This is a genomic window from Streptomyces sp. HPF1205 (assembly GCF_020400825.1).
Classification (GTDB): Bacteria; Actinomycetota; Actinomycetes; order Streptomycetales; family Streptomycetaceae; genus Actinacidiphila.
In genome coordinates, this window is record NZ_JAINVH010000022.1 from 59,308 (window position 1) to 84,168 (window position 24,861).

At 70.2% G+C, this 24,861-nt stretch carries 19 protein-coding genes; 4 read left to right on the top strand and 15 right to left on the bottom strand.

What is annotated here, in order from left to right:
* Nucleotides 1-186 precede the first annotated feature (186 nt).
* From K7G61_RS23725 to K7G61_RS23755, 7 genes are all read right to left on the bottom strand, one after another.
* Nucleotides 187-2,253: an RICIN domain-containing protein gene (locus K7G61_RS23725; RefSeq protein WP_225848975.1), complete on the bottom strand. Its 2,067-nt coding sequence runs from the start codon at nucleotides 2,251-2,253 to the stop codon at nucleotides 187-189.
* Between the two features lie 162 nt (nucleotides 2,254-2,415).
* Nucleotides 2,416-4,194, bottom strand: coding sequence for a cellulase family glycosylhydrolase (locus K7G61_RS23730; RefSeq protein WP_225848976.1), 1,779 nt, complete (start codon nucleotides 4,192-4,194; stop codon nucleotides 2,416-2,418).
* 637 nt (nucleotides 4,195-4,831) lie between these two features.
* Nucleotides 4,832-5,869 (bottom strand): LacI family DNA-binding transcriptional regulator, encoded by a 1,038-nt coding sequence (locus tag K7G61_RS23735; RefSeq protein ID WP_225848977.1) that lies wholly within the window; start codon nucleotides 5,867-5,869, stop codon nucleotides 4,832-4,834.
* Nucleotides 5,870-6,111: 242 nt separating this feature from the next.
* Entirely contained in the window at nucleotides 6,112-7,257 is a 1,146-nt protein-coding gene (locus K7G61_RS23740) for a LacI family DNA-binding transcriptional regulator (protein ID WP_225848978.1), read from the bottom strand.
* 76 nt (nucleotides 7,258-7,333) lie between these two features.
* Nucleotides 7,334-8,290, bottom strand: coding sequence for a carbohydrate ABC transporter permease (locus tag K7G61_RS23745; RefSeq protein ID WP_225848979.1), 957 nt, complete (start codon nucleotides 8,288-8,290; stop codon nucleotides 7,334-7,336).
* Nucleotides 8,287-9,306 carry a sugar ABC transporter permease gene (locus K7G61_RS23750; RefSeq protein WP_225848980.1) on the bottom strand — a complete coding sequence of 340 codons (1,020 nt, stop codon included), beginning with the start codon at nucleotides 9,304-9,306 and terminating at the stop codon, nucleotides 8,287-8,289. The genes K7G61_RS23745 and K7G61_RS23750 overlap by 4 nt, the downstream gene beginning before the upstream one ends.
* A gap of 57 nt (nucleotides 9,307-9,363) precedes the next feature.
* Entirely contained in the window at nucleotides 9,364-11,043 is a 1,680-nt protein-coding gene (locus K7G61_RS23755; RefSeq protein ID WP_225848981.1) for a Tat pathway signal sequence domain protein, read from the bottom strand.
* Between the two features lie 559 nt (nucleotides 11,044-11,602).
* Between K7G61_RS23755 and K7G61_RS23760 the strand changes: the two genes are divergently transcribed.
* Nucleotides 11,603-13,114, top strand: a complete 1,512-nt coding sequence (locus tag K7G61_RS23760; RefSeq protein WP_225848982.1) for a glycoside hydrolase family 43 protein — start codon at nucleotides 11,603-11,605, stop codon at nucleotides 13,112-13,114.
* Nucleotides 13,115-13,398: 284 nt separating this feature from the next.
* Nucleotides 13,399-14,448 (top strand): LacI family DNA-binding transcriptional regulator, encoded by a 1,050-nt coding sequence (locus K7G61_RS23765; protein WP_263984763.1) that lies wholly within the window; start codon nucleotides 13,399-13,401, stop codon nucleotides 14,446-14,448.
* 228 nt (nucleotides 14,449-14,676) lie between these two features.
* Here the strand turns inward: K7G61_RS23765 and K7G61_RS23770 are convergent, their stop codons facing one another.
* From K7G61_RS23770 to K7G61_RS23780, 3 genes are all read right to left on the bottom strand, one after another.
* Nucleotides 14,677-15,399, bottom strand: coding sequence for a VOC family protein (locus K7G61_RS23770; protein ID WP_225848983.1), 723 nt, complete (start codon nucleotides 15,397-15,399; stop codon nucleotides 14,677-14,679).
* Between the two features lie 155 nt (nucleotides 15,400-15,554).
* Nucleotides 15,555-16,160, bottom strand: coding sequence for an HD domain-containing protein (locus K7G61_RS23775; protein ID WP_225848984.1), 606 nt, complete (start codon nucleotides 16,158-16,160; stop codon nucleotides 15,555-15,557).
* A 5-nt stretch (nucleotides 16,161-16,165) separates the two neighbouring features.
* Nucleotides 16,166-17,110, bottom strand: coding sequence for an NADP-dependent oxidoreductase (locus tag K7G61_RS23780; protein ID WP_225848985.1), 945 nt, complete (start codon nucleotides 17,108-17,110; stop codon nucleotides 16,166-16,168).
* A gap of 359 nt (nucleotides 17,111-17,469) precedes the next feature.
* Between K7G61_RS23780 and K7G61_RS23785 the strand changes: the two genes are divergently transcribed.
* A complete protein-coding gene (locus tag K7G61_RS23785; protein ID WP_225848986.1) occupies nucleotides 17,470-18,465 on the top strand; it encodes an alpha/beta hydrolase in 996 nt (331 codons plus the stop codon).
* 71 nt (nucleotides 18,466-18,536) lie between these two features.
* Here the strand turns inward: K7G61_RS23785 and K7G61_RS23790 are convergent, their stop codons facing one another.
* The 4 genes from K7G61_RS23790 to K7G61_RS23805 form a co-directional block, all read right to left on the bottom strand.
* Entirely contained in the window at nucleotides 18,537-19,370 is an 834-nt protein-coding gene (locus K7G61_RS23790) for an alpha/beta fold hydrolase (protein ID WP_225848987.1), read from the bottom strand.
* Between the two features lie 557 nt (nucleotides 19,371-19,927).
* The gene (locus K7G61_RS23795) at nucleotides 19,928-20,410 is read right to left on the bottom strand and encodes a MarR family transcriptional regulator (protein ID WP_225848988.1); all 483 of its coding nucleotides are present in this window, start codon (nucleotides 20,408-20,410) and stop codon (nucleotides 19,928-19,930) included.
* Nucleotides 20,407-20,901 carry a MarR family winged helix-turn-helix transcriptional regulator gene (locus tag K7G61_RS23800; RefSeq protein ID WP_225848989.1) on the bottom strand — a complete coding sequence of 165 codons (495 nt, stop codon included), beginning with the start codon at nucleotides 20,899-20,901 and terminating at the stop codon, nucleotides 20,407-20,409. Before K7G61_RS23800 ends, K7G61_RS23795 begins: the two co-directional genes overlap by 4 nt.
* A 197-nt stretch (nucleotides 20,902-21,098) precedes the next feature.
* Complete coding sequence (locus K7G61_RS23805; protein ID WP_225848990.1) at nucleotides 21,099-22,373, bottom strand: hypothetical protein; 1,275 nt, start codon at nucleotides 22,371-22,373, stop codon at nucleotides 21,099-21,101.
* A 514-nt stretch (nucleotides 22,374-22,887) separates the two neighbouring features.
* Here K7G61_RS23805 and K7G61_RS23810 point away from each other — a divergent pair.
* Entirely contained in the window at nucleotides 22,888-23,838 is a 951-nt protein-coding gene (locus K7G61_RS23810; RefSeq protein WP_225848991.1) for an AraC family transcriptional regulator, read from the top strand.
* A 254-nt stretch (nucleotides 23,839-24,092) separates the two neighbouring features.
* On the opposite strand, the gene K7G61_RS23815 is transcribed toward K7G61_RS23810, so the two are convergent.
* Complete coding sequence (locus K7G61_RS23815; RefSeq protein ID WP_225848992.1) at nucleotides 24,093-24,830, bottom strand: SDR family oxidoreductase; 738 nt, start codon at nucleotides 24,828-24,830, stop codon at nucleotides 24,093-24,095.
* Between the last annotated feature and the right edge of the window lie 31 nt (nucleotides 24,831-24,861).

The following is a 24,861-nucleotide window of genomic DNA, read 5'->3' on the forward strand; positions in this document are numbered from 1 at the left end:
TTTCGTTGAGTTCTCACACGTGTTTGTCACGTCTGTTGACAAACAGAGACTGTATCCTCAGTCGGACGCCGGGTCCACATACCTCTCGCCCAGGGCGCGCTCGCGATCGGCCGGATCGAAGCCTTCCTGTCCGCGGGCCCCGGCCGCGGCCGGGGCCCGCTGCTCCCTGTCAGGCCGCAGGATCGGTCAGTTCATGCTCCACCGCTGGTTGGAGCCTCCGTTGCAGGTCCACAGGTCGATCTTCGTGCCGTTGGCGGTGCCGCCGCCGGTGGCGTCCAGGCACAGTCCGGACTGCGCTCCGGTGATGGTGCCGTCGGAGTTGACGTTCCACTGCTGGTTGGTCTGGCCGTTGCAGTCCCAGATGATGACCGCGGTGCCGGGGCTGGTGCCCTGCCCGGAGGCGTCCAGGCACTTGTTGCCGTAGACCGTCAGCTGCTTGCCGGCGGTGTAGGTCCACCGCTGGTTGGAGCCGCCGTTGCAGTCCCACAGTTGCAGCTGGGTGCCGTTGGCGGTGGTGCCGCCGTTCACGTCGAGGCACCTGCCGGACGCGGCGGAGGTGATCGTCCCGCTCGCGCTCGATCCGGCCGGCCTGCGGAAGAGGCCGAACTCGGCGATGCCCGGGGCGGCGCGGGAACCGGTGATGCGCAGCCGCACCTGGCTGGTGGTGACGGGGGATGCCAGACGGATGAGTTTCTTCTGGCCGATGACGGTGTCGGTCGCGATCTGGTTCCAGGCGCCGCCTGTCCACGCGTCCACCGCGTAGGACTCCACGCGCTGACCGATGTTCAGGTCCTCCTGCGTCGAGATGACGTCGAAGGTCTGGGTCGACGGGAGGGTGAACACCAGTGCTCCGGTGTTCCCGGCGGGCTGCCAGGAACTGTCCAGGTTGCCGTCGAGCGCGAGGCCCGGCGCGTGGCCGGTGCTGTTCGAGGTCCCGGTGTCGTCGGCCACGCCGGCGCCCGCGGCGAGGTTGGTGCTGAAGGTGGAGGAGATCGCCTTGCCGTACTGGGACAGGGCCGAGACGGCCGGGGCGTCGATGACGCCCTGCTGGTTCGGCCCGATGTCGAGCAGCTGGTTGCAGTTGCGTCCGACCGATCCGTAGTAGAGGTCCTCCAGCTCCGCTTCGCCCCGCAGGGGGTCACCGGGATGCCAGAACCAGTTGTGGTTCGCCGACAGGGTCGTGTTGCACTCCCCCGGAGACCAGCGCAGCAGGTTCCACGCACTGGTGCCGTCGGATTTGCGCTGGGACAGCAGGGCGTCGCTGCCCAGGTCGGAGGCGCCGTTGCCGCCGGGGACGGACAGGATGGAGTCGGCGGCGGTGGAGGCGTCGCCGGTGTAGGGGACGACCGACCACTCGGAGGTCCGGGCGTAGCCGTTCTCGTTGCCCACCCAGCGGATGTCCGGCCCGCCGTCGTTCTCGATGACCGCGTTGGGCTGCAGGGCGCGGACCATCTTGATCCAGTCGCTGAAGTCGTACGGCTGGTTCCGCCCGGTCGGGTTGGCGTTGTCCCACCACAGCTCGTCGACACTTCCGTACCGGGACAGCAGTTCGTACAGGGTGTTCTCGTAGTAGGTGTTGTAGTCGTCGGAGGTGAAGTGGAACGAGACCCCGTTGGTGATCTCCGAGGAGTCGGAGGGGATGGTCACCGCCTTGTAAGCGCTGCCGTTGGCGTACCGTCCGCCCGGCTGGTTCTCGTGGAGGTCGGCGGGTGAGAGGTAGATGCCGACTTTGAGGCCGTACTTGTGCATGGAGGCGGTGAAGTTCTTGATCACGTCACCCTGGTGGTTGTCCCACGAGGAGGACGCGACGCCGAAGGACGAGTACTTGGAGGGGAACAGCAGGAAGCCGTCGTGGTGCTTGGCGGTGAGGATGGCCTCCTTGAACCCCGCGGCCTTCAGTGAGGCGGCCCACTGATCGGTGTCCAGTCCGGTGGGCTGGAAGATGTTCGGGTCCTCCGTGCCGGTGCCCCACTCCCTGCCGTCGTAGGTGTTGACGCCGAAGTGCAGGAAGGCGGTCTCCTCCAGCCGTTCCCACGCCAGTTGGCGCTGCGAGGGCACGACATTGGCCGCGTTCGCGATGATCGTCGCGGGCGGGTCCGAGGGGGCGACGGGGGCGACCTCGGCCGGTGTCGCGGCGCCCGCGGGGCTCGCCGCGCACACGGTGAGCACGAAGAGACCGAGCGCGGACAGCGCGGTCAGCGCCCGCCTGGTCGGGCTTTGCCTGTCGTGTTTCGCTCTGCGCCTGTTCGTCATGTGCATAGGGGGTCCTCTCCGGGTGGGCAGCAGGGCACACCGGCTCCGGGTGAGCGGTGGCAAGGTCCGTGAAGCTGCGCGCACGTGTCCGGACCGCGGCGGGCCGGGGCGCCGGGACCGGGTCCCGGTGTCCGGCCCGCCGCGGTCGGGCGTCCGTATGGTTCAGGAGGTACTGCCGGTGACCGTGGTCCCCGACCTGGTGACGTAGTACGTCACCGTGGCGCCGCTCCAGAAGTGGAAGGTGAGCGTCACCCGTGCTCCGTCGGTGAGGGAGTTCAGGAAGTCGGAGGTGAGGGTGATGGCGTTGTTGCCGTAATCCGGGGAGAACGTGCTGTTGAACTCCTGGTAGGAGGTCCAGGTGGCGGTGCCGGCGTTGCTGCCGTCGGCGTACTTCGCCTCCATGGTCGCCAGCAGGTCGCCCCGGAACTGGGTCGGGACGGTCAGGGAGCTGGTCGTGCCGCTCGCGTTCGACAGCACCGGCGTGTCGTACGTGACCACGTTGATCTGCCAGGGGACGCCCTGGGAGAAGCGTGCCTGCAGTGTGGCGTCGACGCCGTAGGAGCGGCTTGCGGCCAGCCGGGTCAGCGCCGAGGCCTTCAGTGTGAGCTGGGTGCCGGCGACGGTGTAGTCGCTTCCGTACTTGAGCCACGTGCCGCCCTGGGTGAGGCCCTGGAAGCTGGTTCCGTTCGTGTTGAGGGTCAGCGTCTGGTCGGTGATGGCGCCGGACTTCGGCAGGAAGACGTTGTCGGAGGAGGCGGTTCCCGACCGCGTGGTCCAGCTCGAACGGATCTGGGCGAACAGGTGCGGATCGCGCAGTTGCAGGGTGCCGCGGTTGATGTACGACCCGGCGTCCCACAGTTCGGTGGTGACCCCGTTGACACGTGCCTGGTAGCCGAGGGCTTCGAAGTACTTCAGTGCCTCGCCGTACTCGACGCTTTCGGGCTTGGTGTAGTCGGGGTAGCTGAGCAGGCTGTACTCGCCGAGGACGACGGGGATGCCGCGGGCGACGAACTCGCTGTGCATCAGGCCGAAGTCGGTGGTCATGTCCTGCTGGGTGTTGGCGTCGAAGCGGGTGAAGCCGGCGATGTTGACGCTGAACGGCCAGAAGCCGTAGTAGTGCACGCTCGCGATCAGGTTCGGGTCGTGCAGGGCGGTGATCGTGGCGTACAGGCTGTCCATGTCGGCCTGCGACGGCGTGTCGCCCAGCGTGGGCAGCAGCAGGTAGCGGGTGGCGTTGTTCCCGCCCGACGCGCGGACGATGTCGTGGAAGGAGGTGTTCAGCTCGTCGAGCAGCGGGGCCGCCTGGGCGTCGGTGACGTTGCTGAACTGGGGCTCGTTGATGCTCTCCAGGACCAGCCTGTCCGGCTCGTCCTTGAAGGTTCCGGCGATCTGGGTCCAGGTCTTGTCGAAGCGGCTGCGCACACCGTCGTGGTCGGTGGGCATGCTGCTGATCCACTCCCACGAGTCGTGGTGGGTGTTGAGGATGACGTAGAGGCCGTCGGACAGCGCCCAGTCCACCACCTGTTTGACCCGGCTCATGAAGGCGGGGTCGATGGTGTAGTCCGGCGCCGGTCCCTCGTGGCCGGCCCACGTCACCGGGATGCGGACGCTGCGGAAGCCCTGCGCCCGGACGGTGTCGAACAGGGACTTGGTGACGAGCGGGTTGCCCCACGACGTCTCGTCGGGGATGGCGTCCAGCGTGTTGCCCAGGTTCCAGCCGGGCTGCATGGCGGCGGTCACCGACATCGCCGTGTGCGGCCTCACGGCCGACGTGCCGGTGTGCGCGCCGGCGGCGGTGCAGGACGACGCGTCCGTGGCGGAGCAGCCGGCCGCCGCGTCGGCGGTCGCGGTGCTCAGCGCGACGACGCCACCGACGAACAGGCTGAGGACGGCGGCGGTCAGGCCGGTCCGCCGGCGCTTTGCGGGGGGAAGGGGGGACAAGGTTCCTCCTGCTCGGGCAGGCCCGTGCCCGGTCGTGGCACGGGGTGGGGGGAGAAGAACCGTCGGCGGCCGCATCGCACGGCACGCCGGACGTGTCGGTACCGGCGTCACCGGGACGGCGATCGACGGACACCTGGTGGAACAGTTCATCGCGCCCGGGCCGGTGATGTGCCCGGCACGGTTGAAAGCATGGCGGCGAACGCCAAGGGGGGGCGCTCGGACCGTGCCGTTCCACCGCGCCATGGAGCCGGAGGCGTTCCAGAAGCGCGGCTTACGGGTCGCGGTCCGTCAGGGCCGCCGCACGGGCGGCGCGCGCGGGCCTGAGCACCCCTCGGCGAGATGCCTTGGTTCGCGCGTCAGTGCATGTATTGACGTTCGCCGTGTTGCTCACCGCGGGCCGGATCCGCGGCGGGACAGACGCGAGGTCTCACCGATACAGAACCTGCACCCCGCTCCACCGGAGTGTCAAGGGGTCGCATCGAATCGATTCGCCCCATCCGTCTTCGTGGAGTGAATCCCGCCAGGTGCGGGGGTGGCTGAACGTTACGAATCCAACGGGCGGCCCGGTGCCGGACGGCACCCTCCGAACACCGCGACGCGAGCGCCCGCCCGCGGGCCCGGCCCGGCCGGGGAGGGCTCAATCGGCCGGTGGGGCCGTGCTCTCCCGGACGACCAGGGAGGTCGCGATATCCAGTCCCGACTGGGGTACTTCTTCTCCGCGGCCGATGGCCAGGGCCAGTTCGGTGGCGGCGATCGCCATCTCGGCCAGCGGCTGGTGGACGGTGGTCAGGGGCGGGTCCATCCACGCCACGACCGGCAGGTCGTCGAAACCCACCACGCTCAGGTCCCCCGGTATGGACAGCCCCAGCTCGCGTGCCGCCTGATAGACGCCGATCGCCTGCAGGTCGTTGGCTGTGAAGATCGCGGTGGGCCGCTCCGTACGGGACAGCAGGTCGCGCGCCGCGGCGCACCCGTCCTCCCGCGTGAGCAGGGTCCGCACCAGCAGGCCGGGGTCCGCCGGCACGCCCGCTTCCCGCAGCGCCGAGGAGTAACCGGCCACCCGGGCCCGGCAGAAGGGGTGGTCCGGGCCGCTGATCATGGCGACGCGCCGGTGCCCCAGGCCCACCAGGTGGCGCACCGCGGCCCGGCCGCCCCTCCAGTTCGTCGCCCCCACGAACGGCACGTCGTCGGGCAGTTCGTCGATCGGATCGAAGACCACGAAGGGAATGTTCCTGGCCGTCAGCTGCGCCCGCTCGGCCTCCGACAGCTGCGCCACCGACAGCACACACTGCGGGCGCCGACCCACCGTGTCATCCATGGACATGACCGCCGAGTCGTGCAGGCCGAACTCCGAGACGACCACGCCCACCCGGTTCCTGCGCGCGACCCGCTCCACCCCTCGGATGATCTCCACCGCCCACATGCTCTCCAGCTCGCGGAAGACCAGCTCGACCACGTTGCTGCGGGTCCCCGGCGGCTTGCGGTAGCCGTACCTGCTGATCAGCTCCTCGACCCGCGCCCTGGTCCCCTCCGCGACCCCCGAACGGCGGTTGAGCACCTTCGAGACGGTGGGAACCGACACCCCCGCCGACTCGGCGATGTACGCGATGGTCACCGAACCCGGACCGTCACCCCGCGAGCCCTGCCCGTCGGCCGACGATCCCCCCGGTCTCATGTCCGTCACGGCTGCCCTTCGTGAACGTGTCCGTCTTCGCGCCGTTGGCGTGACACCGAGGCACCGCCCGGGCGCACCTGGGCACCTCTGTGCTCAAACGTTCCTTCGTGCACGGCTATTGACCCGGCCGGAGGCTCCTCGCTACCTTTCGCAATCGCCGGAAATTCTATCATCTTTTGCTTGGAGAGTTTCTCTCCAGGCTCTGACCAGGATTCATCGCCCCACAGCCCACCGCAATCGCCTCAGCGTTCGCCGTCGCTCGCAGGTGCCATGGCCGTCGTCCCGGAGGAGCCCATGCGTAGACTCGGCCGCTTCGCTCCCTCGCGGTCAACCGGGCAGCGGCCATGCTGCTCGTCATCGCGGGCGCCGCCCGCCGCCGGCGGACGGGGTGCCGGCCCTGAGCTGTCGCGGGGGGTGAGCACGGGGGTCAGCAGCGTGATCTCGTCGGTGGGTGTGCCGTTCAGGCGGGAGCTGACCAGTTCGACGGCCCGCGCGCCGAGTTCCCTCGCCGGGCCGGTCACCGCGGTCAGCGGGGGCGAGTACTGCTCTGCCAGGGGCTCGGGGCACAACGCCACCACCGACGCGTCCTCGGGGACCGCCCGGCCGGAGGTACGCAGCAGGGACAGCAGCGGACCGATGGCGCCTTCGTTCTGGACCACGAAGCCCGTCGTCCCCGGGCGGTCGGCCAGTATCCGGGTGAAGGCCCCGGCCGTGGACTCGTACGTGCCCTCGCACGGACGGTGCAGCACCCGCAGTCCGAGGTCGTCGGCCGCCTGCTGGAAGCCCGCCAGCGTCCGCTCCGCGTAGCCGGCGTGCCGCTCGTACACCGCCCGGGAGTAGCCGATGAAGGCGATCTCCCGGTGGCCCAGTGCGGCCAGGTGCTCCGCGCACAGCGCGCCCGCGCGGGCGAAGTCGTGGTCGACCGAGGCCAGTCCGCTCGTGGTGCCGGGCAGGCCGATCAGCGCGGCCTGGCTGCCGGTCTCCCGCAGTACCGCGATGCGCGGGTCGTCGAGCTGGACGTCCATCAGGATGACGCCGTCGGCCAGGCCGCTGCGGGCGACCCGGCGCACTCCGTCGGGGCCCTCGTCGTTGGTGATGAGCAGGACGTCGTAGCCGTGCCGGCGGGCGGTCACGGTGACCGCGATGGCGATCTCCATCATGACCGGCACGTACAGGTCCGCGCGGAGCGGGACCACCAGGGCGATGATGTGGGAGCGCTTGCCCGCCAGGGCGCGGGCTCCCGCGTGGGGGTGGTAGCCGAGCCGCGCGATCGCCTCCCGCACCCTCAGCTGGGTGGGCGTGGAGATCCTGCGTTTTCCGCTGAGGACGTAGCTCACCGTACTCGGGGAGACGCCCGCGGCCTCGGCCACTTCGACCAGTGTCACCATGCAGGTGGTTCCCTCTCTGCTTCCTGCGTACTCGCGTACCGCGTGCCTGTCCGGGGTGTCGTCACTGTCGCCGGGGTCAGCCCTTGATGGCGCCGGTGAGCACGCCCGTTCTGAAGTGCTTCTGCATGAAGGGGTAGACGAGGAGGATCGGCACCAGCGTCAGCACCACGACGGCCATCTGCAGCGACAGGGGGGCGGTCTGGGCGTGGTGGGACCCGAAGCCGTTGTTGGCGGACCCGGGGATGGACATGCCCTGGTTGACGTACTGCAGCAGGACGTACTGCAGCGGCCACTTGGTGCTGTCGGTGGGCATGTAGAGCATGACGTTGAAGAAGGAGTTCCAGTAGCCGACCGCGTAGAACAGGGCTACGACCGCGGTGACGGCGCGGGAGGTGGGAAGCACCACCGACCACAGGATGCGCCAATCGTTGGCCCCGTCGATTCGGGCCGCGTCGATGAGGTCGCCGGCCGTGCCGGAGTAGAAGGCGCGCAGCACCAGGATGTTGAAGACCGAGACGGCGCCGGGCAGGATCAGGGCCCAGTACTGGCCGTAGCCGCCGAGCTCGGTGACCACCAGGAAGGTGGGGATCATGCCGCCGCCGACGAACATGGTGACGACCAGCACCAGCAGGATCGCGCGGTGGCCGAACGAGCGGGAGCGGGAGAGTCCGTAGGCGCACAGCACGGAGACCGCCATCGAGATGGCCGTGCCGATGACGGTGATGCCGAGGCTGACCAGTACGGCCCTGGTGACGGGGCCGTTGGTGAGCATCTGCCGGTACGCGTCCGCGGTGAGCCCGTCGGGCCACAGGACCAGGCCGCCGGCCCGGTTGATGGCGCCGGGGGTGGAGAAGCTGGTGAGGACCACGATCCACAGGGGCACCAGGACGGCCGCGACCACCAGGACCAGGACGCCGCCCTTGAGGGTCTGCGCAACGGCGCCCGGCTGCTCCTCCCAGGCCGGGCGGCTGGTGCGGCGGCGGACGGGCCGCATCGCGGAAACGGGCCGCGCGGGTGTCAGTGACTGGCTCATTTGCGATACAACCCGTCTTCGCCGAAAGCGTGCGCGAGCCTGTTGGCGCCCCAGATGAGCAGCAGCGAGATCACGCTCTTGAACAGTCCGGCGGCAGCGCCGTAGCCGTAGTTGTTGGTGGCGATGCCGTAGTAGAAGGAGAAGGTGTCCAGCACGTCGGCGGTCTCGTGCCCCACCGCGTTGCGCTGGATGAGGAACTGCTCGAAGCCGACGGACAGGGCGTTGCCGAGGCGCAGTACGAGCATCAGGACGATGACGCCGCGCATCCCCGGCAAGGTGATGTGCCACATCCGGCGCCAGCGTTTGGCGCCGTCGGCGGCGGCGGCCTCGTAGAGGTTCTGGTCGATGCCCGCGAGCGCGGCGAGGAAGACGATGATGCTCCAGCCCGCCTCCTTCCACACGTTCTGCGCGGTGACCAGCAACGCGAAGGTGTGCGGGTCGGTCATGATGTTCCACGGCCCCATGTCGTGCTGCGCCAGGAAGTGGTTGAGGAGGCCGGCGCCGCCGAGCATCTGCTGGAAGATGGTGATGGTCAGCACCCAGGAGAAGAAGTGGGGCAGGTAGACCACCGACTGCACGAAGTTGCGCAGCCGTTCGCTCATCACCGAGTTGAGCAGCAGGGCCAGCACGATCGGAACGGGGAAGAAGAGAACGAGCTGGACGAAGCTGAGCCACAGGGTGTTGCGCAGGGCGGCCCAGAAAACCGGGTCGTGGAACAGCTGCTGGAACTGGGCGAGTCCGGCCCACTGGCTGTGCACCACCCCGGACAGCGGATCGTAGTACTCGAAGGCGGTGATCAGGCCGAAGAGCGGCACGTAGTTGAAGACCAGCAGCAGCACGACGGCCGGGACGGTCATGATGATCAGGGACTTGTCCCGGCGCAGCCTGACCCGCCAGTTCGCACCCGCTCCCGTGGCGTTCGCGGTCGCGGACGTCGATCCCCCCTGCGCGCGGGTCGCACCGGAGTCCTTGCTCTTTCGTTGCGGCTTTCTCACCCTGGTGGATGCGGCGGGCACCGTTCCTCCTTGCTCGGCGGCGGGCGTCGCGAGAAACCCGCCGCACGCCGTCGTCCGTTACTGACCGGTGCCGTTCTTGTCCAGGACGTTGGTCCGGTACCAGTTCCTGAGCTGGTCCCCGCCGGCGGCCTTCCACGCGGACAGCGCGTTCTGGTAGTCGGAGACCTTCTTCAGGCCGTGGGTGACGTCCTTGATGGTGTCGGTCAGCTGCTGCCCGGCGGCGGCGGTGGACAGGCGCTGCGGCAGGGTGATGTTCATGCCGTAGAAGAGCGGCTTGTACAGGTGCTTGACGGCCCGGGCACACCAGTCGGTGTAGTCCTTGGTGACCATCTCGGCGCCGGGGTTGCTGACCACGCTGGCAGGGGAGGCCAGGAACGGGTACGTCTGCTGCTGGGCGGTCTTCTTGCCCTCGTCGGTGTACGTGGGGGCGCCGTTCTGCATCGTGTAGTGCACGCCCTCGACGCCGTAGTTGACCAGCGTGTACTCGGTCGAGCCGAACGGCGCGGCCAGGTAGTCGGCTATGGAGAGCAGTTCCTCGATCTGGTCGCCGGCGAGCTTGGCGTTGAGGTAGCTCATGATGCTGGTGGCGGCGCCGAGGTAGGTCCGCGGCGTGGACTTGCCGTCGGCGGCGATGATGTCGAAGGCGTCCCGGCGGTAGTTCTTGTCGGCCGTGGTGCCGGACTGGTAGTCGGAGAGGTTCCAGGCGCCGGTGCCGCCGCCTGAGATCATGACCTTGCCGGCGTAGAACCGGGTGCCCTGGTCGTTGGTGTTGCCGGCCAGCGCGTCCGGGTGCACGAAGCCGGCCTTGGCGAGCTTGTAGTGCCAGTCCAGCGCCTCCAGTATCTCCGGCGTCTCCCACCCGTGGACCAGCTTGCCGTCGTCGAGCCTCCAGCCGGACGGAACTCCCCAGGCCGGTGACAGATAGGTCCACACGTCGTCGAAGGCCCAGACGCCCGCCTTCGCGTCGGTCAGTTCCTTGCCGAGGTCCCACAGGTCCTGGGCCGACTTCACCTGGGCGGCGGTGATGCCCTTGGGCTCCAGGATGTCCCGTCGGTAGAAGACCGCCCCGGACAGGGGCATGCCGCTGGCGAAGGAGGGAATGCCGTAGAGCTTGTCCTGCCAGGCTCCGGCCTGCCAGGCGAGCGTGGGGATCGCGGCGAGGTTGGGGTACTTCTTGATCTTGTCGCCGGCGAGGTACGGGGTCAGGTCGGCGAGTTGCGTACCGGCGAGTTCCCCCACGTTGAAGTTGTTGTTCCACCAGGTCGGCAGCTGGATCCAGTCGGGCAGCTTCCTCGACGCGGTCATCGTGGGGATGATGGTCGCGTAGTCGTTGCCGTTGGCCGGCTTCATGGTGATGGTGGCGCCCAGAGCCTTGTTCACGGCCCGGTAGTAGGAGTTGTCCGGGGGCGGCAGGGTGCCCCACATGGGCGTGACCGCGGTGTAGTGGCCCCCTTTGCCGGGCGTGCCGGAGACCGTTTTCACGGGGTTGGCGGGGTAGGTCAGGAAGCCGGGGTCGGTGAAGGCGCCCGCGGTTCCGGTGACGGAGGGGATGTCCGGCTTGATCGCGTTGCTGGGCCGGTAGGCCGGCAGCGCGGCGGCCAGGCCGGTCTTGCTGTTGGTCCCGCCCTTGGCCGCGGAACCGCTGCCGCAGGCACTGAGCACCGGGGACAGGGCGGCGGCCCCGGCGACGGCGACAGCGCCGTTCAGCAGCGTTCTCCGGTTCATGGCGTTACTCATGGTGGAACCTTTCGCCGTAGAGGTTTCGTTCGGCGACGAGCACGTCGTTCGACGCCTGGGCGGTGTGTACGCGGGAGGAGAGGGAGAAGCGCGAGCGATCGCCGCCGGCCCTGGCGCCCGCCGCTGAGAGGCGCCGCGATCACGGAGCTCTCGAAGCGCTTGAATATGGCCGTGAGGTTAAGTGCACCCTCGCCCCGGACGCAAGACCCCGGCAAGGAAACGAAAAGTCTGCTTGCGCAGAAACTCTCCGGTCTGATCGCGGAAACTTTCTCTTGACATCGCGAGAGCCCACGTGCCAGCTTCGAAGGGCTTCACCTGGCGCCGGGCACGGCCTGCTCGCCGGTGCGGACTGCTCACCATGGACGACCTGGACCGGACCGTGCGCCGCCGGCTGTCGATGCGCTTCCGCCTCGGCGGGCTCGACCCCGGGACGGGGCGGCACGACGGGTCTTGCGCCGGGTGGCTCCGAGCGGCCCCGGACACCATCGCGCTCGGCACCGCGGACGATCGACGCCCGCCGCCGCCCGAGCCTCCGACAACCCGTGAAGGACCTGACACGATGTCGATCCGCCCGCTCGCCGCCCGCGCGGCCAATCCGGTGGTCCCCGGCTTCCACCCGGACCCCAGCGTCTGCCGCGTCGGCGAGGACTACTACCTCGCCTGCTCAAGCTTCGAGTACTTCCCCGGCATTCCGATCTTCCACAGCAGGGACCTGGTGAACTGGACGCAGATCGCGAACGCTCTCGACCGGCCCGGCCAGTTCCGGCTCCCGCCCGGCACCTCCCCCTCCGGAGGCCTGTACGCGCCCACCCTGCGCCACCACGACGGCCGGTTCTGGCTGGCGGTGGCCAACGTCGCCCCCGGCGGCGGGAACCTGCTGTACACCGCCACCGATCCGGCCGGCCCCTGGTCGGACCCGGTGCGGCTGACCGGTGTCACCGGCATCGACCCGGACCTCGCCTGGGACGAGGACGGTGCCTGCTGGTGCACCTTCGCCGGGAACGCGCAGGTCCGCATCGACCCGCGTACCGGCGAGACCCTCGGCACGCCGTACCCGGTGTGGTCCGGCACTCCGGGCGCGGCAGCACCCGAGGGACCGCACCTGTACCGGATCGGCGGGTACTGGTACCTGTTGATGGCCGAGGGCGGCACCGAGCGCGGGCACAGCGTCTCGATCGCCCGTGGCCCCTCCCCGGCCGGCCCTTTCGAGCCCTGCCCGGACAACCCGATCCTCACCCACCGCAGCACCACCCGCCCGGTCCAGAACACGGGCCACGCCGATCTGGTCCAGGCCGTCGACGGCTCCTGGTGGATGGTGCTGCTCGGCGTCCGCCCGCAGGGAGGCACCCCCGGCTGGCACATCCTGGGCCGGGAGACCTTCCTGGCCCCGGTCTCCTGGGAGAACGGCTGGCCGGTGGTCGCAGAGGTCGGACTCGACCTGCCGGACATGCCCTGGCCCCTGGTTCCGGTGCCGGCGGACACCGGACGCGACGACTTCGAGCCGGGCGACCTGCACCCGCGCTGGATCTCACTGCGCGACAGACCGGCGGAACTGGTGACCACCAAGGAGCGCGACGGCTGGCTTACGCTGCGGGCCCGCGGCGGCTCCCTCGACGAGCCGGACGCGGTCTTCGTCGGCCGCCGCCAGCAGGACCTGGCCTTCCTCGTACGGGCGTTGGTGGACCCGGCCGCGGGCAGCGGCGGGCTGGCCGTCCGGCTGGACGAGCGGCACTACTACTGCGTCGAGGCCACCGCCGAAGGGCGGGTGCAGGTGATCGCCCGGATCGGCTCGCTGCGCACCGTCGTCGCCGAAACCACCGTCGCCTGCGGCCCAGTGGTGCTCACCGTACGGACCGACGAGGCTCCGCGGCCGCACGACTCACGCACCGGACCGGACTCCCTGGTGTTCGGTGTCGAAACCGCCGACGGCAGCGCCACGGAGGTGGCCTCCCTGGACGGGCGCTACCTCTCCACGGAGGTGGCGGGCGGTTTCACCGGCCGTGTGGTCGGGGTGTACGCGGCATCGGGCACCGTCCACGTCGACTGGTTCGACTACACGCCCCTGCCCTGACCGGGGCCCTCCACCACGCGGCCCGCCGTGGATCGGCGGCCCCGGCCGGCCGCGCACGCACGCGTGCCGTCGCCACAGCGTCCGGCGCTGCCGGCGGGCCTCGCACGGTGCCCCGGTGTCGCCCACCGGCCGTGGCGGACACGTTTCGTCGCCTGCGCCGCAGAGATAGCATGGCCGGGCGATTGCCGCTGGTCCGGCTGCACGGCCGACAGGAAGGCGGTAGTGGCAACGGCCCCCGGCCGACTCGCAGGAGCGGTGCGGACGCGAAGGATCGGAAAGCGGCTTTGGCTGACGACGCAGTGGAAGGACCGGCGGACGGCGAACACCGGGGAGGCGATCCCTCCCGGCCGGTGACGATCGCGTACATCGCCGAGTCGGCGGGCGTGTCCGTGCCGACCGTCTCGAAGGTGCTCAACGGGAAGTCGGGCGTGTCCCCGGGCACCCGCGCGCGGGTCGAGGAGCTGATCGACCGGTACGGATACCGCAAGCTGTCCGGCGCCAACCGCAGCAACGTGGTGGAGCTGGTCTTCCGCGAGCTGGAAAGCATGTGGGCCGTGGAGATCATCCGGGGAGTGGAGCGCGTGGCCAGCAGGCACCGCGTGGGCCTGATGGTCTCCCGGTTCGGCCTGCACGACTCCCCCGCCCCCGTCTGGGACGACACCGTGGCCCGGCGCCCGAACTGCGTGCTGTCGGTGGCCCAGCTCTCCGAGGCCGAGCGTGAACAGCTCAAGGCCAAGGGAATTCCCTTCGTGGTGTTCGACCCGACCCGGGAACTGCCGGACGACGTCCCCTTCGTCGGCGCCACCAACTGGTCGGGCGGCCGAGCCGCGACCCGTCACCTGACCGACCTGGGCCACCGCCGCATCGCGATGATCAGCGGACCGTCCGACGTCCTGTGCTGCGCCGCACGGCTGGACGGCTACCGCTCCGCCCTGCAGGCCGCCGGGCTGCCGACCGATCCCGACCTGGTGACGCACGCCCCGCTCACCCGCGAGGACGGCTGCGCCGCGGCCCGCGACCTGCTGTCCCGTCCCGGCCGCCCGACCGCGATCTTCACCGCCAACGACCTCCAGGCCATCGGTGTCTACCAGGCCGCACGCGAAGCCGGCCTGCGCATCCCCGAGGATCTCAGCGTGGTCGGCTTCGACGACCTGCCGCTGGCCTCGTGGGTCGACCCACCGCTGACCACCGTCCACCAGCCCCTGACCGAAATGGCCATCGCCGCCACCGAACTCGCACTGACCCTCGGCCGCGGCGAACGGGCCCCGCAGACCGGGCTGGAGATCGCCACCACGCTCACCGTACGGGAAAGCACGGCGCCGCCGAAGGACTGACCGCGAAACGCTGCGCCGCCGCGTCGGGCACCCGGCATGCGTACGCGACCGGGACGGACCGGGGCGGCCCGGCACCGTACACCTGCTGAACAGGCATAGACACCGGGCCAGGAGGCGGTGACGCCCGCGCCGACGGGCCGTCACCGTCGCTCCACGGCTCGTCGGCGCTGGCGCGTTCCACGCGACGCCGATGGGTGGCTTCCGGGGACGGGCCGTCGAACAGCCGCGCTACCGGGGCTTGCGCAGGGAGAACTCGTTGCCGTCGGGGTCGAGCATCAGCACGCGGTCGCCGCCGCCCTCGTCGGTTCCGGTGCGCGTCGCGCCGAGCGAGATCAGGCGGTCGACCTCCGCCCGCCAGTCGGCGCCGGTGGGGAGCGCCAGGTCGAGGTAAACCCTGTTGGGGCCCGTCTTCGGCGCCACCGGAGGACCGCCCCACGTGATCTTCGTACCGCCGTTCGGTGATTGGATCGCGGTCTCCTGGTCCTGGTCCCAGACCAGCGGCCACCGCAGCGCCTCGCTCCAGAAGTAGCCGACCTCCTGCGTACCGTCGCAGGCCAGCGCTCCGATGAAGCCGGTGTCGGCAAGGAACTTGTTGCCCGCCTCGATGACGCAGAACTCGTTGCCTTCCGGATCGGCGAGCACCACATGCCCCTCTTCGGGGCGTTGACCCACGTCGATGTGCTTCCCACCGAGTTCCAGTGCCCTGGCCACCGTCTGCTGCTGATCGTCCGGGGAGGTGCTCGTCAGATCGAAGTGCGCCCGGTTCCTGCCGATCCTGGGCTCCTGGCTCGGCAGGAACCGGATGCGGAACCCGCCGCCATCAGGAGGCAGGATCGCGACCTCGTCGTCCGAATCGCCGGCCGACGTCCAGCCCAGGACCCCGGACCAGAACCGTGCCAGGCCCGACGGCCGGGTCGCGTTGAAGCAGATCGCGAACAGTTGACTGGCCATACGCCGTGCATCTCCGATTCGCCGACAGTCGATACGGCGGCCCGCGCGCCCCGCGGGCACAGCCTAGGCGTGGCCGTGCCGCACCTGCATCCGAGATTCCGCCGCAAGGGAACGCGGTCACGCTCGATGCCCGCCGGGAGCTCCGCAAGTCCCGCCTATCCGGCGGAGGCGTCCAGAGGATTGGAGGCTACCCTGTCGGCCAGACCCGCTCGCACCGCGCTGTCGGCCGAGCTGCCGGGTTTGCGCGCCGCCTGGTCCTGGAAGCACGCAAGGAACCGCTCCGCGAGGTCCAGTCGGGGATAACGCCTCAGCACGTCGGCCCGGAAAGCGGCCGAATAGCCTTCCGCGTCCTTGCCGACGATCTCGGTGGCGGTGGCGCGGGCCAGCAGGTGACCCTCCGGGTCCTCGGACACGTCCACCTCGCGCCACATGTGGCGGATGATCACCTGTGACAGGCGCTCCCGGCGCTCCGCCGGCCACCCCGCGCCGGCGGCGAAGACCTGGGCGACATGGCCTCCGGCCTCCTCGAAGACCACGGTGTGGCTGTCGAACGCCGGTACGAGGCCGAAGTCGTGGAACAGCGCCGCGACGTAGAGCAACTCCGGGTCGAACGAGACGCCGTCCGCCGTACCGCGGGCAGCCGCCCAGAGGTATGCGCGCAGCGAATGGTTGAGCAGCGCCGGGGGCAGATAGGCCGATGCCACCTCCAGCGCGGCGACCGCTGCCGCGCCGGCAGGCATGGGAAGGGCGCCGAGTGACATGTGCTTCATCGTGCGACCGCTTGCGTGGTCCCGGCCGGCGCGACGCGGATGATCGTTTTCCCGCGGATGTGGCGGCCGGGCGCGAACACCGCCGGAGTTTCGGCGAGCGTGCGCACCTCACTGACGATCGGCTTGAGCCGGCCGTCCCTCACCCTCTGCGCCAGGTCGGCCAGGCGGGCCCGGTCGGGTTCAACGACGAAGAAGACCGCCCGCCCGCCTTCGGGAGTGACCGTGGGCGGCGCCGTGATGGAGACGAGAGTGCCTCCGGGCCGTACCAGCGCGGCCGAGCGGTCGAGGATCTCGCCGCCGATCCCGTCGAACACGACGTCCACCGGGCCCGTGTCCTCCAGCCGCTGCGTCTCCAGGTCCACGAACGTCTCGGCGCCCAGGCCGAGAGCGGTCTCCCGGTCGGCGGCTCGGCCGGTGGCGATGACGCGTGCTCCTGCCTCGCGGGCGAGTTGCACCGCGAGGGTCCCGACACCTCCGGCCGCGCCGTGGATCAGCACCGCCTGGCCCGCGGTGAGGCGTCCATGGTCGAACAGGCCCTGCCAGGCGGTCAGTCCGGAGATCGGCAGTGCGGCGGCCACGGTGTGGTCGATGTCGGCGGGAAGCGGGGCCAGGTTACGGGCCTCCACGGCGGTGTATTCCGCCAGGGACCCGTCGCGTGCCCAGTCCGTCAGGCCGAAGACGCGCTGGCCGACGGTCAGGCCGGTCGTGCCGTATCCCAGTTCGGCGACGACTCCGGACAGTTCGTGTCCGGGCACGCTCGGCGTCCGGTCGCGCCCGGCGCGGTCGGTCCATGTCGCGGGCCACGTCAGTTCGGTGCGCGTGAATCCCGCGGCGTGCACACGCACGACGACGTCGTTCTCGGCCGCGTGGGGGTAAGGCAGCTCCGACAGGGCGAGGCCGCCGGCACCGGCCTGCCGGTCCTGGACAGTGATGGCTTGCATGGGTCTTCCTTCATGGACTGTGCAGCGGCGTTCGAGCACACCGATGCCCGCTGCGGGTGGGCGAGGCTCCGGCTCCGAAGTGATTCCACCGTATGGCCCAACCAGCCCGTCCCTGTGGACCACTTCTCGGACGAAACAGTGGGCCACTTGCGGGTCCCTGTACGCGGGACGCCGGCTCGGGAGGCCGGCCCCGCCCGCACCTCGCGTGCGCGGAGGATCAGTGCCTGCCGCGTCCCCCTGGCGCTGTGGACGGCCTGGCCGCCGACACCATGGCGCACCTCGCGTACGTACCGTGATTGTTCGGTTACCGTTCATCGTGTTCCGGTCGTCCGCGCGCCCTCGCCCGAAGGAGGAACCCGTTGGACACCAACGCGCTGCCGCACCTCGACCCGTACGCCGAACGCTTCCTGGCGGCGCATGCCGCGGCCAATACGCCGCCGCTGGAGGACCTGACACCGCAGGAGGCCAGGGCCGGGGCGTTGGCGGGTCAGCTCGCCGTTCACGCGGTGCTCAAGCCCGTCCGTATCGAGGAGCGGACGCTTCCCGTCGGCCCCGGTGGCAAGGTCCTGGTGCGGATCGTACGGCCGCAGTCCTCGTCGGGCATCCTGCCGGCGGTGATGTACTTCCACGGGGGCGGATGGGTGCTGGGCGACCGGATCGCCTACGACCGCAAGACCCGCGACCTGGCCCACGCCTGCGGCGCCGCGGTCGTGTTCGTGGAGTACACGCGCTCGCCGGAGGCCCGCTATCCCGTCGCGCTGGAAGAGGCGTACGCGGCCACCGCCTGGATCGCCGAGCACGGCCTGGAACTGGACCTGGACGGCGCCCGGCTCGCGGTCGCCGGCGACAGTTCGGGCGGCAACCTGGCGACCGCCACGGCCCTGCTCGCCAAGCGCGGCGGCGGCCCACGGCTCCTGCAGCAGGTGCTGTTCTACCCGTCCCTGGACGCCGGATTCGACACGCCGTCCTACGAACGGTTCGCTGACGGTTTCTTCCTCACCCGCGCGCAGATGCGGTGGTTCTGGAGCCAGTACGCGCCCGACCACTCGGTGCGCACGGAGCCGACCGCCGCACCGCTGCGGGCCCCGACGCAGGAACTGGCAGGGCTGCCGCCCGCCCTGGTGATCACGGGCGAAGCGGACCCATTGCGCGACGAAGGCGAGGCGTACGCCCGCAAGCTCATGGAGGCGGGCGTGCCCGTCGTGGCGACCCGCTACCTGGGAGCGATCCATTCCTTCACCGCCCAGGACCAGTTGGCGGCCAGTCCCCTCACCCAGGCGGCGATCGACCAGGCCGGCCAGGTGCTGCGCAGGGCCTTCGACAGCCGGCCGTGGGTATCAGCAGCAGGCTGCTGATACCCACGGCCTGATACCCACTGCCCCCGACGGCCACCCGACCGGCTGCCTTGTCCGCTGCCGGCAGGCAGTCAGCTGCTCTGGAAGAATTCGAGGATGTCCGGGTTGGTGACGTCCGGATGGGTCGACAACATGCCGTGCGGGAGGCCTTCGTAGCTCTTCAGCGTCCCGTTCTTCAGAAGTTTCGCGGACAACGGCCCGGAGTCGTCGTACGGAACGATCTGGTCGTCCTTGCCGTGCATCACCAGAACGGGAACGTCGATCTTCTTGAGGTCCTCGGTGAAGTCGGTCTCGGAGAATGCCTTGATGCACTCGTAGTGGGCGTTCGCCGCACCCATCATGCCCTGCCGCCACCAGTTGTCGATCAGCCCTTGGGAAACATTGGCGCCGGCGCGGTTGAAGCCGTAGAACGGCCCTGTCGGGACCTCGATGTACAACTGCGCGCGGTTGGCGGCGAGGGCGCTGCGGAATCCGTCGAAGACCTCGATGGGCGTTCCGCCCGGATTGGACTCCGACTTGACCATGATCGGCGGCACGGCGCCGACCAGTACGGCCTTGGCGACGCGGCCGGGCTTGGCGCGCGCGGCATACCGCGTCACCTCGCCGCCGCCGGTGGAGTGCCCGACGTGGAAGGCACCGCGGAGATCGAGCGCGTCGGTCAGCGCGATCACGTCAGCGGCATAGGTGTCCATGTCGTGGCCGGTCGAGGTCTGTGTGGAGCGGCCGTGACCGCGACGGTCGTGAGCGATGACGCGGTAGCCGTGCGACAGGAAGAACAGCATCTGGTTGTCCCAGTCGTCGGCGCTCAACGGCCATCCGTGGTGGAAGACGATCGGCTGGCCGTCGCGCGGCCCCCAGTCCTTGTAGAAGATGGTCGTGCCGTCGTCCGTGGTGATCGTGCCCATCGGTTGAGTCCTCCGCTCGCCCGGAATTCTCCACGCGCGCGAACGGGGCGGAGCTGGGAAACAGGCTCACTGCTTCCGGTCGGACCACGCGCTGCCACCCCGCGTCACACACCATTCGTCACCAACGCTACCCCCGCGTGCCATACCGCACATCTTGTGCCATGGGAGACATGTCAACACCTGCCTCACCAGTGAATGCGCCGCGGTCAATGCGCCGCCGCACCGCCGATCGCGACCGGCCCCGGCCGCTGTTGACGCGGAGAAGCAGAACCGGCATCCGTTCGCCGGCCACGCGGCGCGGCGCAGGCCGCCGCCCTACGGCGAAGCAGGTCAGGCCCGCCCCGACGCGGGCGGCGACCACGATCGTGCAACGCGATCAGCCGCCTCGTCGTGCCGCCGTCGGACTGCCGTCGGAAGGCAACCTCATGCCGCTGTTGCGCCGGACCTTGGGGCGGCTCGCCGAGGCAGGGCTCCGCGCGTGCACCCTGTGGCTGCCTGCCGCGGCTGGGCATGCCGAGAGGGCCATGGAGTGGGTCGCAGCCGAGGTGGCCGGGAGGTCAGGCGGTCAGCGCCGCAAGTTCCGCGTTGGCGCGCTCGGTGACCAGGGCGAGGACGCGGCCGGCGGCGGTCAGGTCCGCGGCGGGTATGCCGCCCCAGATGCGGGCGCTGACAGGGGCGGTCTCGGCGCCGACGGCGGCCATCAGCTCGCGCCCCGCGTCCGTGGGGCGAAGATGCGGGCCTTCCGCGTCAAGCAGTCGCTTGGCGAGCAGCTCGTCGACTGTGGCACGGACATCGGCCGGATCGGCCTTGAGGGAGTTCTGGATCTGGGCGACGAGATCGTCCGGTGTCTGCGGGGTGTCGGCGGTGACGGCGGCACGCAGGGCGACCTGCTGCTGGAACGTGATGCCGTGCCGGGCCAGGACGTGCTCCAGGACGCCGCGGGCAGCGTAGTGGGCCAGGGCGAGGTCGCGGGCGTTGGCGACTGGTTCGGTGGTGGACGCGGTGGCGGATGCGGTGGCGGTGGACGCGGTGGTGGTCATGGTGGTGTCCCTTGAGTGCTCTGGTCGTTCGGTACGGATGGAGCGAGTGGCGCGTCGAGCAGGGTCGTCAGCTCGTCGGTGAACGTGTGGGTCCGCGGGGCGTCGAGGCCGCCGAGCGGCTCCAGCAACTGCTGAAGCAGCTCCTGGACCACCACGATGGCCTTCCGCGCGACGGCCTGGCCCTGGTCGGTGAGGGCGAGCTGGACGGCGCGCGGGTCGCGGGGATCGCGGGTGCGCTCGATCAGACCGCCCGACTCCAGGGCGCGCGCCAGCTTCGAGACATACAGCGCCTCCAGGCCGGTGTGGTCGGCGAGTCGGCGCTGACTGGGCCGCTCGCCGGCGCGCTGCATACCGTGCAGTGACGCGAGCAGTGAGTACTGCGCGTGGGTGAGGCCCAGCGGAGCCATCGCGCGATCGACCGCGACACGCCACTTGTTGGCGAGCCGCCATACCAGGAAACCGGGCGTGGGGCCCGGCGAACCCTTGCTCATGTCGAATAGAGTACATGGCTACTATGTCCATGGCTACTGATTTCGACGGCTGCAACGACGGCACCCGACTCGGCGCCACGACGGGCCGGGGACCGCCTCCAGCGGGACGGCTTCCACCCACTCGCGGTCGGTTGCGTCCGGGACCGCTCGGTGGAAGGTGGCCCGGGATGCCGGGGCGTCCCGGGCCACAGGTTCGTTCAGCCGCGGCGCCGGGTGGTGGTGCGGCGCCGGGCCGACAGGGTCAGTGCTCCGGTGCCGGCCAGCAGCAGTGCGCCCGCGCCGACGAGTACGGGCGTGGTCGAGGTGCCGCCTGTGTGGGCGAGTTGGCCGGTGGACCGGCCGGTGCCGGACGTGACGCCGCCGGACGTCGTGACGCCAGGGGTCGTCGGTGTGGTGGTCGAGGTGGGCTCGGGGGCCGGGGTGCCGGTCCCGGTGCCGTCTGCGGTGGTCGCCTTGATCGTCAGCCGGGCGTTCGGTCCGCAGGTCGTCGTGCCGCGGAAGGGGATGGCGCCCTCGTTGACGATCACGCAGTTCCCGATGGTGGTCGGGCCGGTGGGCGCGTCCTTGCGGTAGGTCACGCGGACCTGGGTGCTCGTGGTGGCGTGCGCGGCGAGCTTGGAGTCCTTGCCGTCGAGGGTGAACCCGTACAGGTCCGGATCATCGTTCGCGGTGCGCGGTGCCAGGGTGGCCCAGTGGCCACCGCGCAGCACCTGCACGGTGGCGTAGCGGTTGGTGTAGAGCAGGTGGTCGAGGTTGACGTAGGACGAGGGCGTGGGATTGCGGACGGTGGCATGGAAGGTGACGCCCGGGCCGCCGGCGGTCGCGGTCCGGGGCGCGCCGCTGACCACGGAGGTCAGGCCGTCGACGGCGACGGCGTCGTCCCTGGAGGCCAGAGCCGCGCCACCGCTCTTGGGGGCGACCGCGGTGTGGACCTTCAGCTCGTCGGTGCCGCCGTTGGTGTCTCCGTCGTGCGGGGCGCCCATGGGCAGGCCCAGGCGCAGCTGGAACGCGCGGGACTGGCCGGCTGCGAGGCGGAAGGACAGCGGCAGGGCCCCGTCGAAGACGGTGCTGTCCTTGGCGCTGTGCGAGGCGGCCATGGGCACGCGGTGCCAGCTGCCGCTGTCGGTCCGGTACTCCAGGCTCAGCGCGTTCGTCGGCAGTCCCAAGCCGCCGTCGATGCTGAAGCTCAGGGCCAGGTCCGCCGAGGCGTCCGCGCCCGTGCCGCCGGTGACGGTGTCGGTGAACTCGACCGGCAGCCCGGCCAGTCCGACCTCGCCCGGGGTGGCCGTGGACAGCGAAACGCCCTCGTGGGCGGTTCCCTCCGCCACGGCGGACGGGGCCAGGCTCACGCCGACCGCGGCGAGCAGGGCTGCGACAGTCCCGGCTGCCGCAACCCTGCGCACGGAGTGGGCGCGGGTGCCGGAGGTGCTGATGGTGCTGATGGTGCATGTGTGATTGGAGCTGTGCTTCAACGTATCCCCCCATGGATGAGTGGACTGGTCCGGTGCGGTGGTCCGCGTCACGGATGTCCAGTCAGCGGGTGTTCGAACCCGCCTCTGTGCGCATTTAGACACGTGCATCCATGTGATGGTTGCGGCGGAACTCGAAGAATTTCCGGCTGAGTTGTCAATGCGGTGGTCAAGAGGCTTTCCCTCGATGCGGAATTCTTCGTTCTGCCAACCCGCTCGCAAGGCGGGCGAGGTTGTTGCGTCCGGTCAGGGTGCGGAGCCGGCGGGGCCCAGTACCCGCAACCGGTCTTCCAGCAGCTCGGCCTACGCCCCGGGCGAAGAGCGGGCGCCGTGTCGCGCAGCACCGCGACTTGGTTGCCCTTTTTTTGCGCCGTTTTCCACTCCTCAAATCGTGCCGTGACGGTCCGAAAATCGCTCCTTGTGATCAAGGATTTGGAGCTTGTATCTATCTTTGACGGGGACGGGCGGGATCGCCGAAGAAGCGCTACGGGGGGCTGATCCGGTGTTGGATGTGAAGGTGTTCCGCACGACGGACCTGCCGGTGGCGGACAGGTTCGACATGTGGCAGCAGCTCTTGGGCAAGGCGCATGCACCGATACGTCTGACCAGTGAGTTCGCCGGCGACTTTCGTGCCACGCTGCGCCAGTTCAACCTTGGTGCGGCCACGTTGTGGCCTGCCGAGTACCCGCAAGTGACCTGGTACCGGCCGGCCAGGCTCGTGAGGCAGGCCGACCCGGAGAACTGCCACCTCACACTCGTCCTGCGCGGCAGCGGCGTAGCCCAGTGGGACCGGGCCGAGAGGGCTCTGGGGGAGTACGACTTCCACGTCAACCACACGTCGGTGCCCTACGTCATCCACTGCCACCCCGGGCAGCACGAGATCATCGGCGTCGATGTGCCCAAGGCGTCGCTCGGCCTGCCCTGGAACCGGGTGCAGCAGGTCGTAGGGCAGGGATTGCCCGCCCGCGACGGTGTCGGCATCCTGCTGACGCAATTCCTCACCCAGGTGGCCCGCGATACCGACGGTTACGCGCCGGCCGAGGCGCCGCGGCTGGGCCTGGTCCTCACCGATCTGGTGACCGCGCTGTTCGCGCGGGCGCTGGACGCCGAGGAACACCTTTCCCCGGAGACCCGCACGCGGAACCTCCTGCTGGAGGTGAAGGCCTTCATCCGGCGCAACCTGCAGGACGCCGGCCTGGGCCCGAGCAGCATCGCGGCCGCGCACCACGTCTCCCGCAGCCACGTGCACCGCCTCTTCAGGGCCGAGGGCGTGACGATCGCCGCCTACATCCGCGCCCAGCGTCTGGAGGCAGCCCGCCGCGACCTTGGCGACGCTTCCGCGGCGGCCGTACCCATCCACGCCATCGCCGCCCGCTGCGGCTTCAGGGACCATGCCACCTTCACCCGCGCCTTCCGCGCCGCCTACGGCACCACTCCGCGTGACTACCGCCACGTGGCCGTCCTGTGATCCGCCCGTCCGGCGCTCCCGGGCCTCGTGGCCGGCGACCGCTCCCGGCCGTGCGTGCGTCGGCGGCCCAGGGCCGGGTTTGGACCGCCGGCGCACATCACCCCTCTCACACCGAGGCAGTCGTCAGCGCCACGTACTCCCGGGGCCGGACGGGCGGCCGCACCGCGTGGACCGCCGCGAGGTGGCGGGCCGGCAGGGGGGAGCGGTACGAGGGGACCGAGACGTACGGCGCCGGCAGCGGCCCGGCGGCGGTGTCACCAGGGCACGACCCCGGCGTCGTCGAAGAACGCGCCGGTCGGGCCGTCGTCGGGCAGAGTGGCGAGCCGGATGGCGATCTCGGCGCCCTGTTGCGGGGTGCGCACACCGCGGTAGCCGTTGAGGTCGGTGGCGCAAAAGCCCGGGCACCCGGCGTTGATCAGGATGTTCGTGCCGCGCAGTTCCTTGGCGTACTGGACGGTGACGGCGTTGAGGAGTGTCTTCGACGGCGAGTAGGCGGCGGAGATCGGGCCCGTTTCGGCGCCGGGAGTGGTCTGCCGGGTGAGCGATCCCACCGTGCTGGACATGTTCACGATCCGCGGCGACGCCGAGCGGCGCAGCAGCGGGAGCATGGCGTTGGTGGTGCGGATGACGCCGATGACGTTGGTGTCCAGGACCGCCCGCACCGTCGCGGGGTCCACCCGGGTCGGTTCCTGCGGCATGCCGCCGGTGATCGCGGCGTTGTTGACCAGCACGTCAAGGCGTCCGGCCAGCTCCTCGACGATGCCCGCGGCGGCGGCGACGCTCGCGTCGTCGGTCACGTCGAGCGGCACCCCGAAGGCGTCGGCGCCCGCCGCGCGCAGCTTCGCCACGGCGGCCTCCCGGCGCTCCTCGTCCCTGGCGCCGACGCCGACACGCCAGCCGAGAGCCCCGAGACCGGCCGCTATCTCGTACCCGATGCCCTTGTTCGCGCCGGTCACCAGCGCGATCGTCTGTTCGTTCGTCTGTTCGTTCATACGGCCATCCTGTGCCGCGCGCCGGCGGAGC